Below are 14,794 nucleotides of genomic sequence, written 5' to 3' on the forward strand. Positions count from 1 at the left end.
AGGATTCCGTCGTATCTCATATCTAAAATTCCTCATGCTCAACAGACGAGGGGACCTTTGCTTCTTGTTTGTAAAACACTTGGTATAAGGAAAACAGATTGGAAATAAGAGAAGACGGTATATTGGCGTAGGACCTCAATAAATAGGTGTTCAACTCCGGGTCATCGATTTTCCCATAATCTGAATAAACCAGCAACGGCAGTTGACGGCTATGTTGTTTCAACATTTGCGCCAATATTCCCACGCTTGATTGGTAACCACCCTCATTGGTTTTAGGATATCGGTAAATAATAATGTCGAACTCGTTATTTTGCAATTCCTTCGCTATTTCTGCCTTGTCAAAAGGTTTTACGGTAGTTTTATATACCTGCTTGTTCAGGATCTTTAATTCATTTTCTTCCATCTTTTTGATTTCGTCTTCCGGACCTGTGACCAAAACTCTGACTTTCTTATTTTTCAACTCTTTGTCAATCAGTTCATTGAGTGCCTCCAGACTTTCCTTATAAGTGTCCATTTCTTCATTAATCAGTTGTGCTGCAACTTTTTCCATTTCCTTTTGAAACTTCTTCCTTACTTTCTCCGTAAACTCGTATTCCAGTTGATTTAGTCGATCTTGCATTTCTTTTTTCATCGTATTAATCTGATCATCAAGTTCTTTTCGGGACTGCCCAACTTTAAAATAGAAGATAAACCCAACTATTGTAATGGATAGACCTGCAACTCCAATAATGCCGGTCAACAAGCCGAGATAAATATTAAACGTATTGGTTAAGGACTCCCGTTCTTTTTGGACCGATTCCCGAAAATTTTTTACCTCCTCTTTCAGAAAATCGTAGTTCTCTCCCTTCGCCTTCAACCTTTCCATTTCCGCTTCCAATTCGGCCATTTTCTGTTCAGGGGTTTTTGCTTCTTCGGCATAGACATGTATGGTGTGTGAAAAAAGGAAGAAAAAGAGGCAACAAACCATCATCAGCCCGTTTCGCAATCTCAACACGATCGGCTCCTTTCGTGATGGAATTATTAATTTTTAATCTATAGATTGGATTTTATACCTGGAAAAATATTTTGAAAAGGGGAACATGAGGGAGTTATATAAAATAATGACCTTTTCCATGGATCACCAGGTGTTCAGCCCGGATAATTTTGCTACATGGATCTCCGCAAAAAAAGTGAGCCATTGTGACAACCTCAGTGAAATAGGAGTCGGCCTCCCCATCAAGGATGTGTCAACAATGACTCAAGTTCAGATTCGTATGCTCGATCTCTCTTATTCCCTAATCCTGCATTTATTCGCCGGATCCCCGCTGTCCGGACGACGGACCCATCCGCTCTCTATCGGTTTCTTGCCCTTCTCCACCCAGTTTTCCAATTGTTCAAAGGCTTCACGATAACAGGGGAGAATGGGGCGCAACCGGTCGGGGTATTGATCATAGAGCGAATCTACGTGCGTTCCGCCTTCAATCACATAATAGCGGTGCAGATGGGAACGACCCGCTTCCTGCACCAGGTTGCGATACACATTGGAATCGGTGCGGATCGGCAGAAGAGCGTCCATGTTGCCGTGAAGAGTGATCAGCGGTTTGCCGATGTTTCCGCTGAGGGAGACTTTTTCGACAGCCTTTTTTACCGACTCCGGCCGGCTTTGATAATCATAATCCGCGTCGCAGTTGGGAGTCCCCGGCCGGCAAAAGGGAATTCCCGCCTCCAGATCGCCGTCATAATCCGGATCAAACTCTTCCCGGTAGATCCGCTGGGTGAGATCCCAATAATAAGTATAATGATACTCCCAGAGAAACTCCGAGCCCGGTTCAAACCCCGCCTGGATCATCGCATCTTGGGCGGATTTGTCCCCGGTCTCCCGGTAATTCGGATAATGGCGCAAAGCGGGCGGCAGGTATGTTAGCAGGTTGGGCCCTTCGGACCGGAACAGGGTCCCTTCCCAATCGACGCCTCCGTCATACAATTCGGGATGGTTTTCCAGCGCATATCGTGTCAGATATCCGCCGTTGGAAATTCCTGTCATGTACGTATATCGGGGATAATGGCCATATCGTTGGCGCACGACCTCCTTCGCCGCCTTGGTCAGCTGGGTCACCCGCTGATGCCATTCGGCCACCGCATCTCCGGGCTGTTCCCCGTCCCGGTAAAATGTGGCACCATTGTTTCCTTTATCCGTAGAAGCAAAGGCATAACCACGGGACAATGCCCAGTCGCTGATCAGGAAATCGAGCGAGTATTGGCGGCGGACGCCCGGAGCTCCGGTGATGATGAGTTTGCCGTTCCAGCGCTGGGGAAGCCGGATGACAAACTGGGCATCATGGTTCCAGCCGTGATGGGGATTAAAAGCTGAGGTGTCCGGGAAATATCCGTTGATCTGAATCCCGGGGACCGGACCGGTGGGATTTTTCGTCCGGTTTGAGTGAAGTCCGGCCCAGTCCGAGGCGTCCGTGAGTCCGGACTTTAGCAGGCCGGGGGTCATCAAATCATTCAGGCAGAAAAGTTCCTGCTTTTCAGCTCCCGGAACACGGATCGGCTTCTCATGGCAACCGGACGCCCGGGCCGGTCCCCCCGGAAAGAACGAAGAGAACAACACAGATAATACCATCAGCAAAACGACTAGCATGTATCTGAATGGCAAAACGATTCCCCCTTAAAGGTTCGATCAAATACGGGACCCCGGCGCCGCGGGAGCCTGATGGCCTTGTCCGCTTCGCGGGAAGACGGCCGGGGTCCAGACTGAACAATCCTCTGAATTAGATTGAAATGTCCGTTTATTTGAAAGCGCTTTACTTTGGATGGTTGACAAAAAAGCTCCACATCATCGAACTGGCTTCCGGCCCCGCCGGATCGGTGTAAGTACCCGCCGTACTGCCGCCTGACCAGGCATGTCCCATTCCGTTTACCATGATTTTTTCCATCACGACATTTCCGTTTTGATCCTTATAGAGGTAGCGTGTATAAGTTCTTCCGTTGGGTACGGAACCGTTCATTGTGACATCCGCTTGATCATCAATATGGTTGTTATCGACTCCGTCACCGGCCCGGTCGTTGGTTTGCGCCCATTGAGAGATGACTTGATGGCCGTTTACCGGATAAACCGTGTAATCGGATGTACCGTGAAAGACAATCACCGGAACCACCCGCGCATGACTGCCCATCGCCTGATAGGCCAAGTTCCCCTGTTGTACCGGGTCAGGTCCTCCGTTAATCATGGCCATGTAAGCAGATGTCATCGAGGTCGCCGCCTTGTATTCCAAACCGGAGCCAACCCCGATCGCTGCAAACACATCCGGGTAAGTGGCTCCCATGATCACACTCATGGCTCCGCCCGCAGACAACCCGGCTGCATACACACGCCGACTGTCCACCGAGTAATTCCGCTTAACGTCTTCCACAACGCCTGCAATCGAGGCCGGTTCCCCCCGCCCCCGGGACTGGTGATTGGAATCAAACCAATTCCAGCATTTATTCAGGTTTGCTGAAGAAGGCTGTTCGGGATAAGCAACCAAGAAGTTGTTCTGCTCCGCATACACATTCATTTCCGTTCCTGCAGCAAAATCATCCGGGTTTTGGGTGCAACCGTGAAGCATGACGACCAGCGGCAAAGGGGTACTGCCATTATAGCCGGAAGGGATATACAATTTGTACACACGTCCGTCCGGCGCAGTATCCCGAATAAATTGCCCCGCCGCATGAACCGGTGTTGTGAACATCCCTGTTCCGATGAGTGACGTCACCAACGCAAGGAGGAACATCCACCTGAACAAACCATTTTTTCCCCTCATCATTCATCCCCCCGAAAGCGCATGAACATAAGTCAATGTAAGCCCTTTCACCCATAGAAACCATCGTTTGACGGAGATTTGAAGAAAACGTTTCTGATCTATTATCCAGCAAATTTAATGCCAATTGTTTAAAAGTGATGGGACATAAGCATATGTACAAATTTCCGGAAAGTGGCCGGAGATGTTCCCATAAATACTGTTGATGAAACGAATCTCCCCATGTCCAAACAACCGCACCAAATTCCAAATTTTCGGAATGAAGAGCCAAAAAACAAAGGTTATATAACCATGAATGATCACTCTTTTTTTATGATCGGTTTGACACCGTGCCAATGGAGGAATATGTTTTCCGGCGAAACGACTCTGCCACTGCACTCACGCGAAGACGGAAAACCATTTCCGGAGCGGGGTTCATCCCAGAGGTAGTATCAAACTGTCATGGGCTCTATCCTTTGCAATCTCCATAAGCAGAGCCGGCGGAGAAATCTTTTTGGTGACGAGTGACTCTGCCACCGCATCGGAACGGATTCTCAAAAGATTTCGGAACTAGGGGAAAACCGTTTCCACTTTCATTCATGGTTTGTGTCAAGTAGCCATGATCGTATTCTGTAAAAGTGTGCTTTGAAAAAAGAGTGTTTCTGTGGTGGTGCTTTCGGGGCGGTTGGCCGTGTTGTTCTTCGTGCTCTTGAGGCCGGCATGAAGTAAAAACTTGTCGCTCCGGCCCCTCACTGTCGGGCGCGGATCCAACCCGCTGCCGCTTCAGACACGCGATCCGCTTCCTCCTCCGTTCAGGGCCTCCGCCGGGGACGGCCTCACAGGCACTACGTCCAGTCACGGCCTCCCTGCACGATCTTGCGTTTCATCTCCAGATTGACTCATCCCGGCAAACCCGGATTCCTTTTTTCTCACACGTTTGACAGCTTGTAGGCCATGAGAGCCAATTGCAGTTTCATCCGGTCATCGGCCGACTGAAGATTTAATCCTGTGATCTTTTCAATCTGCTTCAGCCTGTACTTTAATGTGTGGCGGTGAATAAAAAGTTCGGCAGCCGTGTTCTGGATGTTCTGGTTGTGCATGAGAAAAGTTTCCAATGTGTAAAGGAGATCCGTTCCCTTCCGGTGAATCAGGCCGCCCAGGTGTTCTTCATAAAATTGTTGCAAGTTGACGCCCGACTCCCTCATATGAATCAGCAGATGGTACAAGCCTAAGTCGTCATAATGAATGACCGGTTTGGATTTGGCCAGGAGCTTGGAGTAATGAAGGGCATACTCCGCTTCCCGCGCGCTTTGCGTCAGTTGGCGGAGATTTCGGTAGGCTCTTCCGATTCCGATTTTCAGCGGTTCATCCGGATCCAGGCGGTTCCACCTGTCCAGAATGAGTTCAGCCAGTTCGATCGTCTCTTTTTTGGCCTGTTGGGCCCGGCCGGCCACCACTTCGGTCAACACGATCACGGAATCCATCTTGCCCTGCAGGATGGCCTGCCGCCCTTTTTGTTTCATGATCTGGCTGATGATCTGGCTCAGATAATAGCCTTTTTCCTTTGCCGCAGGAAATTGAATGTGGAGAACCGCCTGGTTGAGAGCGAGATTGAAGCCCAGTTTCTTTCCCCGTTCCAATGTCTTGGATTCACTTTTGAAGTTTTGATTGAAGATCTCTTCCAAAAAATCGCCTTGCAGCCGAATTTTTGTCTCTTCCACGGCTTTTAGCATTAAATATTCGATGGCATATACGGTGGCCGCATGTTCGATGGCGATATAATCCAGCTCCTGCCACTCATCCTTCTCCTTAATCGCCATGATATATCCGAAGTTGACTTCATTGGCGATGATCGGGTGAATGACGATCATGACGTTCTGTTCCTGCAATTCCACCCGTTCCTGAAGGGTCTGGACCGGCTCTATTTCCCGATGCTTGATTTTGACTCTCATGTCATCCAAACACTCAATCCAATCATGGATGAGATAACGGTGGGAAATCTCCAAAAATTCATTAAAGAGGATAATGCTGCCCTGAATCAGGGAGGAGAGCGTTTTGGTAATGGGAGCATCCCCCTGGCTCCCCAAAACCAGTTGGGTAAATTGTTTGTGAATGCTTAGTGAATACTCCAGGGATTGCATCTGATTATTGACAATCTGCTCCAGGATGGCTTTGGTGATCATCGAAAAATTAATGTCCGTCGGAATTTCAATTAACGGAAGAGCATGCCGGTTCGCGAGTTCAATAAAGCTGTCCGGGATCTCCCGCAGATAAAATCCGGTATAGATGGCCACACCGGACAATTTTTTCATCGACAAGAGCTTGTGGAATTCATTTCGTTTTTGTTCGCTCTCCATCAATCCGTATCCGGTGGTAATCAAAAATTCTCCCTCTTGCAACCGGTGAATATCTTCCAGCACTTCCACAATGGTCACCCATTTGATGGGATGATGAACTCCCTGGTGACCGGCAACCAGCCGGGTCCTTTTCATCACGGGCAATTGCAATGCTTCTTGTATGCTGATGGCCATAGCTGATCCCTTCCCCCGGTAAATTTCTGGGTTTTTGTATATAACGGACAGAAAAACGGGATGATCAACGGATTTTGTTTAATCCAATTATACATGATGTATAAAAATCATTTGTCGATTTTCAATTCTATGGACAATAGTAAATAAAAAAATTTTCTCATATGCTGAAAGTACTCAGGCACAGGATGAAGGAGGCAGGAGCGATGAACCGCACTTATTTGATCAAGCCGGTTTTGGATTACGATTATCCGACGGCTGTATACGGTGAAGGCATCTACCTGTATGACCACACAGGAAAACAATATATCGACGGTTCTTCCGGTGCGGTGACAGCCAGTATCGGGCACAGGGTGAAAGAGGTGGTGGAAGCCATGATCGCCCAGGCAAATCAAGTCTCTTTCACTTATCGCTCTCAGTTTACCAATGAACCTGCCGAAAAATTGGCAAAGAAACTGAGCGAATGGGCCCCGGGGGATCTCAATTGGTCGTTTTTTGTCAACAGCGGATCGGAAGCGACAGAGACGGCCATGAAGATCGCCATTCAATACTGGCAGGAAAGAGGATACGGGCGGAAAAACAAAGTCCTTTCCCGCTGGATGAGTTATCACGGAATTACGTTGGGCGCTTTGTCGATGTCGGGCCATGTGCTGAGAAGGAAGCGATTCATCCCGCTGCTGGAGGATTTCCCCAGCGCTTCCCCTCCTTATTGCTATCGGTGTCCTTTTAACAGTACGTATCCCGGTTGCAATCTGATGTGTGCAAAGGAATTGGAAACTGCCATCAAAAGGATCGGCGCGGAAAATATCGCCGCCTTTATCGCAGAGCCCATTATCGGTGCATCCGGCGGAGCGGTGACCCCTCCTGACGGTTATTACCAGGAAATCAAGGCGATCTGTGAGCGAAACGAGATCCTCTTTATCGCGGATGAAGTGATGACCGGGATCGGCCGCACCGGAAAGAGGTTTGCGGTGGAGCACTGGGGGGTCGTACCGGATCTCATCGCGCTCGGCAAAGGGATGAGTGCCGGATATACGCCCATCGCCGCCACCCTGGTGAGCGACCGTGTCATGGAACCGATTCTCAGAGGTTCCAAGGCGATCATGGCCGGCCACACCTATAGTGCCAATCCCCAATCAGCGGCGGTGTCCCTGGCCGTATTGGAGTATATCGAGAAACACCGTCTGGTGGAAGCAGCCGCGGAGCAGGGCCAATACTTGATGGAAAAATTGCAGCAGCTGGCAAATATGTTTGAAATGGTTGGCGATGTCCGGGGAAAAGGGCTGTTGCTCGGAATGGAGTTTGTTGCCGATCGGTTATTAAAGACCCCATTCCATCCGGAAACAGACGTCACCAACCGGATCGTCGCCCGGGCATTTGAAAAGGGATTGCTCGTCTACCCGGCCGCAGGAGGAATCGACGGGGCGGGCGATGCCGTCCTCATTGCCCCTCCGCTGGTCATTCAAAAAGCGGAGATTGACCGCCTGGTTTCCATTCTGGAAGACACGATTCGGGAAGTGGAGTCCGAATTGCGGTCGGAAGGCTGGACAGGGCAACTGTTTGCCGGATAGGAGGAGGACTGTGATGCAAACCGGAGCAAAGAAAAGGAATAAACTCGCAACTCTGGAAGAAGCTCTCACCCATATCCATGACGGCACAACGCTGATGTTCGGCGGCTTTGGAGGGGTTGGCAACCCGCCTACACTGGTGGAAGGCATTTTGCAAAAGGGAGTCAAGGATCTGACCCTGATCGGAAACGATGCGGGCTTCCCGGACATCGGCATCGGACGCCTGGTCAGCCGGGAGAGGGCAAAAAAATTGATCGCTTCGCACATCGGGTCCAACCCGGTCGCCGGGAAATTGATGACGGAAGGAAAGCTGGAGGTGGAGTTTTCCCCTCAGGGAACATTGGCTGAACGAATCAGAGCCGGCGGGGTCGGGCTGGGTGGAATCCTGGTCGATGTGGGCATCGGGACGATTGCCGAGGAAGGAAAAGAAAAAATCTCCATCGGCGGCAAGGAGTATCTGGTGGAGCCGGCACTCACTGCTGAGGTGGCGATCGTTTACGCCAGGAAAGCCGACCCGTTCGGAAATCTCGTCTATGACAAAAGCGCGCGCAATTTTAATCCGTTAGTGGCGATGGCCGGTGCGTTTACCATCGCCGAGGCGGATGAGATTGTCCCGCTGGGCGAGCTGGACCCTGAATGTATTGTCACTCCGGGGGTATTTGTGGATATGGTGATCCAGAGCAAAGGGGTGAACTGGAAATGGGTGTGGGAGTAGAGAGCAGAAACCGCATTGCCCAAAGAGCGGCTAAGGAGATTAAAGACGGCATGATCGTCAATCTGGGCATCGGCATTCCCACCTTGGTGGCCAATTATATTCCGGAAGAGGTTCACGTGATGTTTCACGCGGAAAACGGAATCCTCGGCACAGGTCCCAGCCCGGCGCCCGGCGAGGAGGATCCCAACCTTTGCAACGCGGGGGGATATCCTGTCACCCTTCAGCCGGGAGCCTCTTATTTCGACAGTGCCGTCGCCTTCGGGATGATCCGGCGTGGCTATCTGGATATTACCATCCTCGGCGCGCTGGAAGTGAGCGAAAAAGGGGACTTGGCCAACTGGATCGTTCCCGGCAAGCGCGTTCCGGGAATGGGCGGAGCCATGGAACTGGCCCAGAAAGCGAAAAAAGTGATCGTCTTGATGAACCACGTCAACAAACAGGGAAAATCCAAAATCTTAAAACAATGCACCTTGCCTTTAACCGCCAAGGAAGCGGTCGATCTGATCATCACCGATATGGCCGTGATGGAGGTAACCAAGGATGGGCTGCTGTTAAAGGAAGTGATGTCCCCCTATACGGTGGAAGATGTGATCCAACATACCGAGGCGGAGCTCATCCTGGCAGATAGAGTCACCCGTTTGTAAAGGAGGCGGAAGGATGAAAGAAGCGGTGATCGTGGCCGGAGTCCGGTCGCCGGTCGGAGCATTTGGCCAGTCCTTGAAAAACGTGCCGGCAACGGAGCTGGGACGCCAGGTTCTCGAAGGATTGATGCAAAAAGTCCCCGCGCTGAAAAAAGAAGAAGTGAATGAAATCATCTTTGGACACGGCTATGTTCACGGATGCGGATTAAACGCAGCGAGAATTTCATCACAGTTGGCGGGATTCCCCCGAACGGTTCCCGGCCATATCGTGATCAAAGCTTGCGGCTCCGGTTTAAAAGCGATTACCAGTGCGGCCCTGGCGATAGCCGCCGGTCAGGAAGAAGTGGTAATCGCAGGCGGGGTCGAGAATATGAGCCGGGTCCCCTATCTCGTCAAAAACCGGTGGGGAAGCAAGTTCGGCAATCTGGTGATGGAAGATGCCTTGCTTTCCGACGGGCTCATCTGCTCCCTGGAGAACGAACACATGGGAGTTACCGCGGAACGATTGGCCGAGCGTTACGGAATCACCCGTGAAGAACAGGACCTGTTCGCCTTCCACAGCCATAAAAAAGCGATCCGGGCGATCGAAGCTGGTAAGTTTGAAGAAGAAATGATCCCTCTGGAAGTAAAGGAGCGCAAAGGAACAAGACGGTTAGACCGGGATGAGTCCGTGCGGATGGAGATTGATCTCGAAGCGCTTGCCCAATTACCCCCTGTCTTTAAACAGGGCGGCATGGTCACAGCGGGAAACGCCTGCCCGATGAATGACGGCGCCGCCGCCCTGGTGCTGATGTCGAAAGAGAAAGCAGAGGAAAAAGGCCTTCGCCCGCTCCTCAAAGTGAAAGCGTTTGCCAGCGCCGGGGTAGAACCCGGTGTAATGGGAATCGGTCCGGTTCCGGCGACGAGAAAAGCACTGGAGAAAGCGGGGTTGACCCTTGACGACATCGGTCTGGTGGAACTGAATGAAGCCTTCGCTGCACAGGCATTGGCCGTCATGAAAGAGCTGGAATTAAACCCCGACCGGGTCAATGTCAACGGCGGTGCGATCGCACTCGGCCATCCGGTGGGAGCAACCGGGGCCAAGCTGACGGTCACATTGATGCACGAGATGCTGCGTTCCCGGGTGAAGTACGGCATGGTGACCCTTTGCATGGCCGGGGGCATGGGGCTTTCCGTGATCTATGAAAATATGACCGTCTAAGCAGGATTCTTAACCTGAGAGAGACAGAAAGTTACTTCCAACAGCCGGCTGACAGGACTGAACACTAAGCGGGAACGAAGGTAGAGCTTTTTAAAGGGCCGCTCCGGAAATGGTTTTCCGTCTCCGCTCCGATGCAGTGGCAGAGTCGCTCCACCGGAAGACCATATCCTCCGCTCACTCGTGCATCTCACTTCACACATTAGAAAGAGGTGTTCGGCTTGAAAGATTACAAAGCGCTCATCCATCAGTGGATGGAAGATCACCGCGAGGAAGGAATCCGCTTGCTCCAGCGGATGGTACAGGCCCCCAGCACCCAGGGGAACGAAGCTGCGGCACAGGCCATTGTGGCGGAGAAACTGTCGGAAATGGGCCTGGAAGTGGAAATTTGGGAGCCGGATGGCCAAGAATTGCAAAAACACCCTTATTTCTATTCCCCGCGAACCGAGTTTAAAGGAAGTCCCAATGTGGTAGGCGTATGGAAAGGAACCGGCGGGGGCCGGTCCATCATCCTGAACGGTCATATTGACGTGGTGCCCGAAGGGGATCACGAACAGTGGGACCATCCTCCCTATAGCGGAAAAATCATCGACGGCAAAATGTACGGACGCGGCGTGACCGATATGAAGGGAGGCAATGTTTCCCTTTTGCTGGCCATCGAATCCCTTGTGCAGCTCGGCATCAAGCTGAAAGGAGATGTCATCTTCCAGAGCGTGGTGGAGGAAGAAAGCGGCGGAGCGGGCACATTGGCCGCCGTTTTGAAAGGATACAAAGCAGATGCCGCCCTGATCCCGGAGCCTACCCATATGCGCATCTTCCCCAAACAACAGGGATCGATGTGGTTCCGCATCTGGGTGAAAGGCCGCTCGGCGCACGGCGGGACCCGGTACGAAGGCGTCAGCGCCATCGAAAAAGGAATGAAAGTAGTCGAACACATCCGGGCACTGGAAGAAGAGCGAAACCGCCGCATCACCGATCCTCTCTATAAAAACACCCCCATTCCGATTCCGATCAATATCGGCGTCATGGAAGGAGGCAACTGGCCTTCATCCGTCCCTGATTTGGTCAAGCTGGAAGGACGAATGGGCGTGGCTCCCGAGGAGAAGATGGAAGACGCCAAGCGCGAGATGGAAGAATGGTTGAAGATGCTGGGGCGTCTGGATCCGTGGTTTGAAGAGCATCCGCCCGTTTTGGAATGGTTTGGGGCCCGCTGGGTTCCGGGCTCCATCGATCTGGAGCATGAGCTGATGAATACCCTGGTCAACCAGTACCGGAGCGTGCTCGGCCAGGAACCGGTCATCGAAGCATCGCCATGGGGAACGGACGGCGGATTGCTCACTCAAGTGGGGGAAACGCCTTCCATTGTATTCGGCCCCGGCGTGACGGAAATGGCCCACTATCCAAATGAATATATCGAACTGGACAAAGTGTTTGAAGCGGCTGAAATTATCGCTTTAACCCTCATTCATTGGTGCGGCGCAGAAAGCGTAGGGAGGAATTGAACCATGAAACCGATGAAAAGCAAACAAATCCAGTTAAAAACTGCGATCCCCGGCCCCAAAGCGAAAGAGCTCCTGGAGAGGCGGAACAAACATGTCCCCCGGGGACCGTTCAATACTGCGCAGACTTTTGTGGAAAGCGCAAAAGGGGCACTCGTCACCGATGTGGACGGCAATACCCTCATCGATTTTGCAGGCGCGATCGGAACATTGAACGCCGGCCATTGCCCGCCGAAAGTCGTCGAAGCGCTGAAAGAGCAACTTGACAAGTACATTCATCCCTGCTTTCATGTGGTCATGTATGAGCCGTATGTGACGCTGGCCGAGAAATTAAACCGGATTACGCCGGGAAATCATGAGAAAAAAACTTTCTTCTTGAACAGCGGTGCGGAAGCGGTCGAGAATGCCATAAAAATCGCGCGCAAATATACGGGCCGGAAGGCGATCATCTCCTTTGAGCGCGGTTTTCACGGCAGAACCTATATGGCCATGTCGCTGACCAGCAAGGTAAAACCATACAAAAACGGGTTTGGCCCCTTCGCACCGGATACCTACAAAATGCCCTACCCTTACTACTACCGCGCACCGGTCGGCATGCAGCCGGAGGAGTTGGATCAACAGATCCTGAACAAGTTTGAGGACTTCTTCCTCGCGGAAGTCCCGCCAGAAGAAGTGGCTGCGGTCATTATGGAGCCGGTTCAGGGTGAAGGTGGATTTATCGCCCCCTCTGCCCGTTTTGTGCAAGAAATCAAGAAAATCTGTGAAAAATACGGAATCCTCTTCATTGCCGACGAAGTACAAACCGGTTTTGGACGGACGGGGAAAATGTTTGCCATGGAGCATTACGGCGTCGTTCCCGATTTGATGACCATGTCCAAATCGATTGCCGCCGGGCTGCCCATCAGTGCCGTAACGGGCCGGGCGGAAATCATGGATGCGGCCAATCCGGGAGAAATCGGCGGCACCTACGGCGGAAGCCCGCTGGGTTGTGTAGCCGCCCTGAAAGTGATCGAGATGATGGAAGAAGAAGGTTTGCCGGAGCGGGCGACAGCGATCGGCGAGATCGTGACGGATCGCTTCCACCGGCTCCAACAGCGCATTCCCCAGATCGGCGATGTCCGCACGCTGGGAGCCATGAGCGCGGTTGAACTGGTGAAGGACCCGGCAACCAAAGAACCGGCGAAGGAATTGACGGCTGAGATTCTGCAAGAAGTGAACAAGCGAGGGGTCATTTTGATGGGAGCCGGGCTGTATGGTAATGTGATCCGCGTCCTCAGCCCGTTGGTGATCACCGACGAACAGCTCACGGAAGGCCTGGACGTGATCGAGCAGGTCATGATCGAAACATGCAGGTAAGCGGGAAAGGAGAAGCTTCATGAAAAAAAATCTCTATATTAACGGGAAATGGGTCGAGGCCAAGGAGTACCGCCCTTTGCATTCGCCGTACAGCGGAGAAGTGATCGCGGAGATCCCCTTTGCCGGGGAAGAAGAGACGGAGCTCGCCCTTCAGGCAGCGGAACAGGCCAGGCCGGTCATGGCGAAGATGCCGGCCCATCAGCGCGCTTCCATCCTGGAAAAACTGGTCGCCCTGCTCGAGAAAAATGCGGATGAGTGCGCCCGCCTGATCGCCCTTGAAGCGGCTAAACCGATCACCACAGCGAAGCAGGAAGTCGCCCGGACGATGATGACCTATCAATTTGCCGCCCAGGAAGCCCGCCGGATTCACGGGGAAACCATCCCCATGGATGCGGCGCCGGGCGGAGAAGACCGTGTCGCTTTTACCATCCGGCAACCTTTGGGCGTGATTGCCGCGATTACTCCGTTCAACTTTCCGATGAACCTGGTCGCACACAAGGTGGGACCGGCGATTGCGGCGGGCAATACCATCGTTTTGAAACCGGCTGCGCAAACACCTCTTTCCGCTCTGTTTTTGGCGGAACTATTGGAGGAAGCGGGTCTGCCGCCAGGAGTGCTCAATGTGGTGACAGGCAGCGGTTCAGTTGTCGGCGAACGCCTGGTTCAGGATGATCGGGTCAAAATGGTCACATTTACCGGCAGCCCCCCTGTCGGGATCGGAATCCGCAATAAAGCGGGCTTAAAAAAGGTCACATTGGAACTCGGCTCCAACTCGGCTCTGATCGTGGATCGGGGTGTCGATCTCGACAATGTGATTCCGCGGGCAGTGACCGGCGCATTTGCCTATGCGGGTCAGGTCTGCATCTCCTTGCAACGGATTTATGTTCATCAAGACGTCTTCGAAGCCTTTGTGGAGAAGTTTGCAGCCCGCACGAAAACATTGAAAATGGGCGACCCGCTCGATCCCGCGACGGACGTATCGGCGCTCATCAGCCCGAAAGATGTGGATCGCTCTCTCAATTGGATTGAGGAAGCGAAACAGCGGGGAGCCGTGGTGGCAACCGGCGGAGTGCGGGAAGGCAATATCCTCCACCCCACCGTGCTGACCCATGTGGATCCAAAGGCCAAGGTATCGTGTCAGGAAGTTTTCGCGCCGATCGTGCTGATCAATCCCGTTTCCTCGGTCGAAGAAGCGATTGGCTACGTGAATGATTCCCGCTACGGATTGCAGGCCGGAATCTACACCGACAATATCCGGACAGCCATGTCTGCGGCCGAACAATTGGAAGTGGGCGGCGTGATGATCAACGATATCCCCACCTTCCGTGTGGACCATATGCCCTACGGCGGAGTGAAAGAGAGCGGAATGGGCAGGGAAGGGCTGAAATATGCCATTGAGGAAATGACCGAAATGAAACTGATTTGCATGAAAAAATAATCCTTTTGCCATTCAGACGCGGTTCTCGAAAGGGTAACACGAAACCAAATACCGGCATGAAAAAACGGCACCAGAACCGGTGTCGTTTTT

The 14,794-nt window shown here is 52.2% G+C and carries 11 protein-coding genes; 7 read left to right on the top strand and 4 right to left on the bottom strand.

The genetic code is table 11. From position 1 onward, the window contains the following. Positions 1 to 22: 22 nt before the first annotated feature. The 4 genes from BMW55_RS16655 to BMW55_RS16675 all read right to left on the bottom strand — a co-directional run bounded on the left by BMW55_RS16655 (position 23) and on the right by BMW55_RS16675 (position 6,292). Positions 23 to 991: a hypothetical protein gene (locus tag BMW55_RS16655; protein ID WP_089972234.1), complete on the bottom strand. Its 969-nt coding sequence runs from the start codon at positions 989 to 991 to the stop codon at positions 23 to 25. A gap of 276 nt (positions 992 to 1,267) precedes the next feature. Further along, positions 1,268 to 2,638, bottom strand: coding sequence for a tannase/feruloyl esterase family alpha/beta hydrolase (locus BMW55_RS16660; protein ID WP_244527609.1), 1,371 nt, complete (start codon positions 2,636 to 2,638; stop codon positions 1,268 to 1,270). Between the two features lie 148 nt (positions 2,639 to 2,786). Beyond that, entirely contained in the window at positions 2,787 to 3,785 is a 999-nt protein-coding gene (locus BMW55_RS16665) for an extracellular catalytic domain type 1 short-chain-length polyhydroxyalkanoate depolymerase (RefSeq protein ID WP_342027767.1), read from the bottom strand. Positions 3,786 to 4,690: 905 nt separating this feature from the next. Continuing rightward, positions 4,691 to 6,292 (bottom strand): PucR family transcriptional regulator, encoded by a 1,602-nt coding sequence (locus BMW55_RS16675; protein WP_089972241.1) that lies wholly within the window; start codon positions 6,290 to 6,292, stop codon positions 4,691 to 4,693. Positions 6,293 to 6,495: 203 nt separating this feature from the next. Here BMW55_RS16675 and BMW55_RS16680 point away from each other — a divergent pair, with 203 nt between their 5' ends. From BMW55_RS16680 to BMW55_RS16710, 7 genes are all read left to right on the top strand, one after another. Beyond that, positions 6,496 to 7,860 carry an aspartate aminotransferase family protein gene (locus tag BMW55_RS16680; protein WP_089972245.1) on the top strand — a complete coding sequence of 455 codons (1,365 nt, stop codon included), beginning with the start codon at positions 6,496 to 6,498 and terminating at the stop codon, positions 7,858 to 7,860. A gap of 13 nt (positions 7,861 to 7,873) precedes the next feature. Next, positions 7,874 to 8,572: a CoA transferase subunit A gene (locus tag BMW55_RS16685; RefSeq protein ID WP_089972249.1), complete on the top strand. Its 699-nt coding sequence runs from the start codon at positions 7,874 to 7,876 to the stop codon at positions 8,570 to 8,572. After that, positions 8,557 to 9,216 carry a CoA transferase subunit B gene (locus BMW55_RS16690; RefSeq protein ID WP_089972252.1) on the top strand — a complete coding sequence of 220 codons (660 nt, stop codon included), beginning with the start codon at positions 8,557 to 8,559 and terminating at the stop codon, positions 9,214 to 9,216. Before BMW55_RS16685 ends, BMW55_RS16690 begins: the two co-directional genes overlap by 16 nt. Positions 9,217 to 9,229: 13 nt before the next feature. After that, positions 9,230 to 10,414, top strand: coding sequence for a thiolase family protein (locus tag BMW55_RS16695; RefSeq protein ID WP_089972256.1), 1,185 nt, complete (start codon positions 9,230 to 9,232; stop codon positions 10,412 to 10,414). A 218-nt stretch (positions 10,415 to 10,632) separates the two neighbouring features. After that, the gene (locus tag BMW55_RS16700) at positions 10,633 to 11,913 is read left to right on the top strand and encodes a peptidase (protein WP_089972260.1); all 1,281 of its coding nucleotides are present in this window, start codon (positions 10,633 to 10,635) and stop codon (positions 11,911 to 11,913) included. Positions 11,914 to 11,916: 3 nt separating this feature from the next. Then, entirely contained in the window at positions 11,917 to 13,266 is a 1,350-nt protein-coding gene (gene gabT, locus BMW55_RS16705) for a 4-aminobutyrate--2-oxoglutarate transaminase (protein ID WP_089972263.1), read from the top strand. Positions 13,267 to 13,285: 19 nt separating this feature from the next. Next, the gene (locus tag BMW55_RS16710; RefSeq protein ID WP_089972267.1) at positions 13,286 to 14,704 is read left to right on the top strand and encodes an aldehyde dehydrogenase family protein; all 1,419 of its coding nucleotides are present in this window, start codon (positions 13,286 to 13,288) and stop codon (positions 14,702 to 14,704) included. The last annotated feature ends 90 nt before the right edge of the window (positions 14,705 to 14,794 follow it).

Source organism: Lihuaxuella thermophila (assembly GCF_900110165.1).
Lineage (GTDB): Bacteria > Bacillota > Bacilli > Thermoactinomycetales > Thermoactinomycetaceae > Lihuaxuella > Lihuaxuella thermophila.

Excerpts from the sequence above, each read along its gene's own strand:
- BMW55_RS16665 (WP_342027767.1), bottom strand. The coding sequence starts at position 3,785 with ATGAGGGGAAAAAATGGTTTGTTCAGGTGGATGTTCCTCCTTGCGTTG.
- BMW55_RS16675 (WP_089972241.1), bottom strand. The coding sequence starts at position 6,292 with ATGGCCATCAGCATACAAGAAGCATTGCAATTGCCCGTGATGAAAAGG.
- BMW55_RS16680 (WP_089972245.1), top strand. The coding sequence starts at position 6,496 with ATGAACCGCACTTATTTGATCAAGCCGGTTTTGGATTACGATTATCCG.
- BMW55_RS16685 (WP_089972249.1), top strand. The coding sequence starts at position 7,874 with ATGCAAACCGGAGCAAAGAAAAGGAATAAACTCGCAACTCTGGAAGAA.
- BMW55_RS16690 (WP_089972252.1), top strand. The coding sequence starts at position 8,557 with ATGGGTGTGGGAGTAGAGAGCAGAAACCGCATTGCCCAAAGAGCGGCT.
- BMW55_RS16695 (WP_089972256.1), top strand. The coding sequence starts at position 9,230 with ATGAAAGAAGCGGTGATCGTGGCCGGAGTCCGGTCGCCGGTCGGAGCA.
- gabT (WP_089972263.1), top strand. The coding sequence starts at position 11,917 with ATGAAACCGATGAAAAGCAAACAAATCCAGTTAAAAACTGCGATCCCC.
- BMW55_RS16710 (WP_089972267.1), top strand. The coding sequence starts at position 13,286 with ATGAAAAAAAATCTCTATATTAACGGGAAATGGGTCGAGGCCAAGGAG.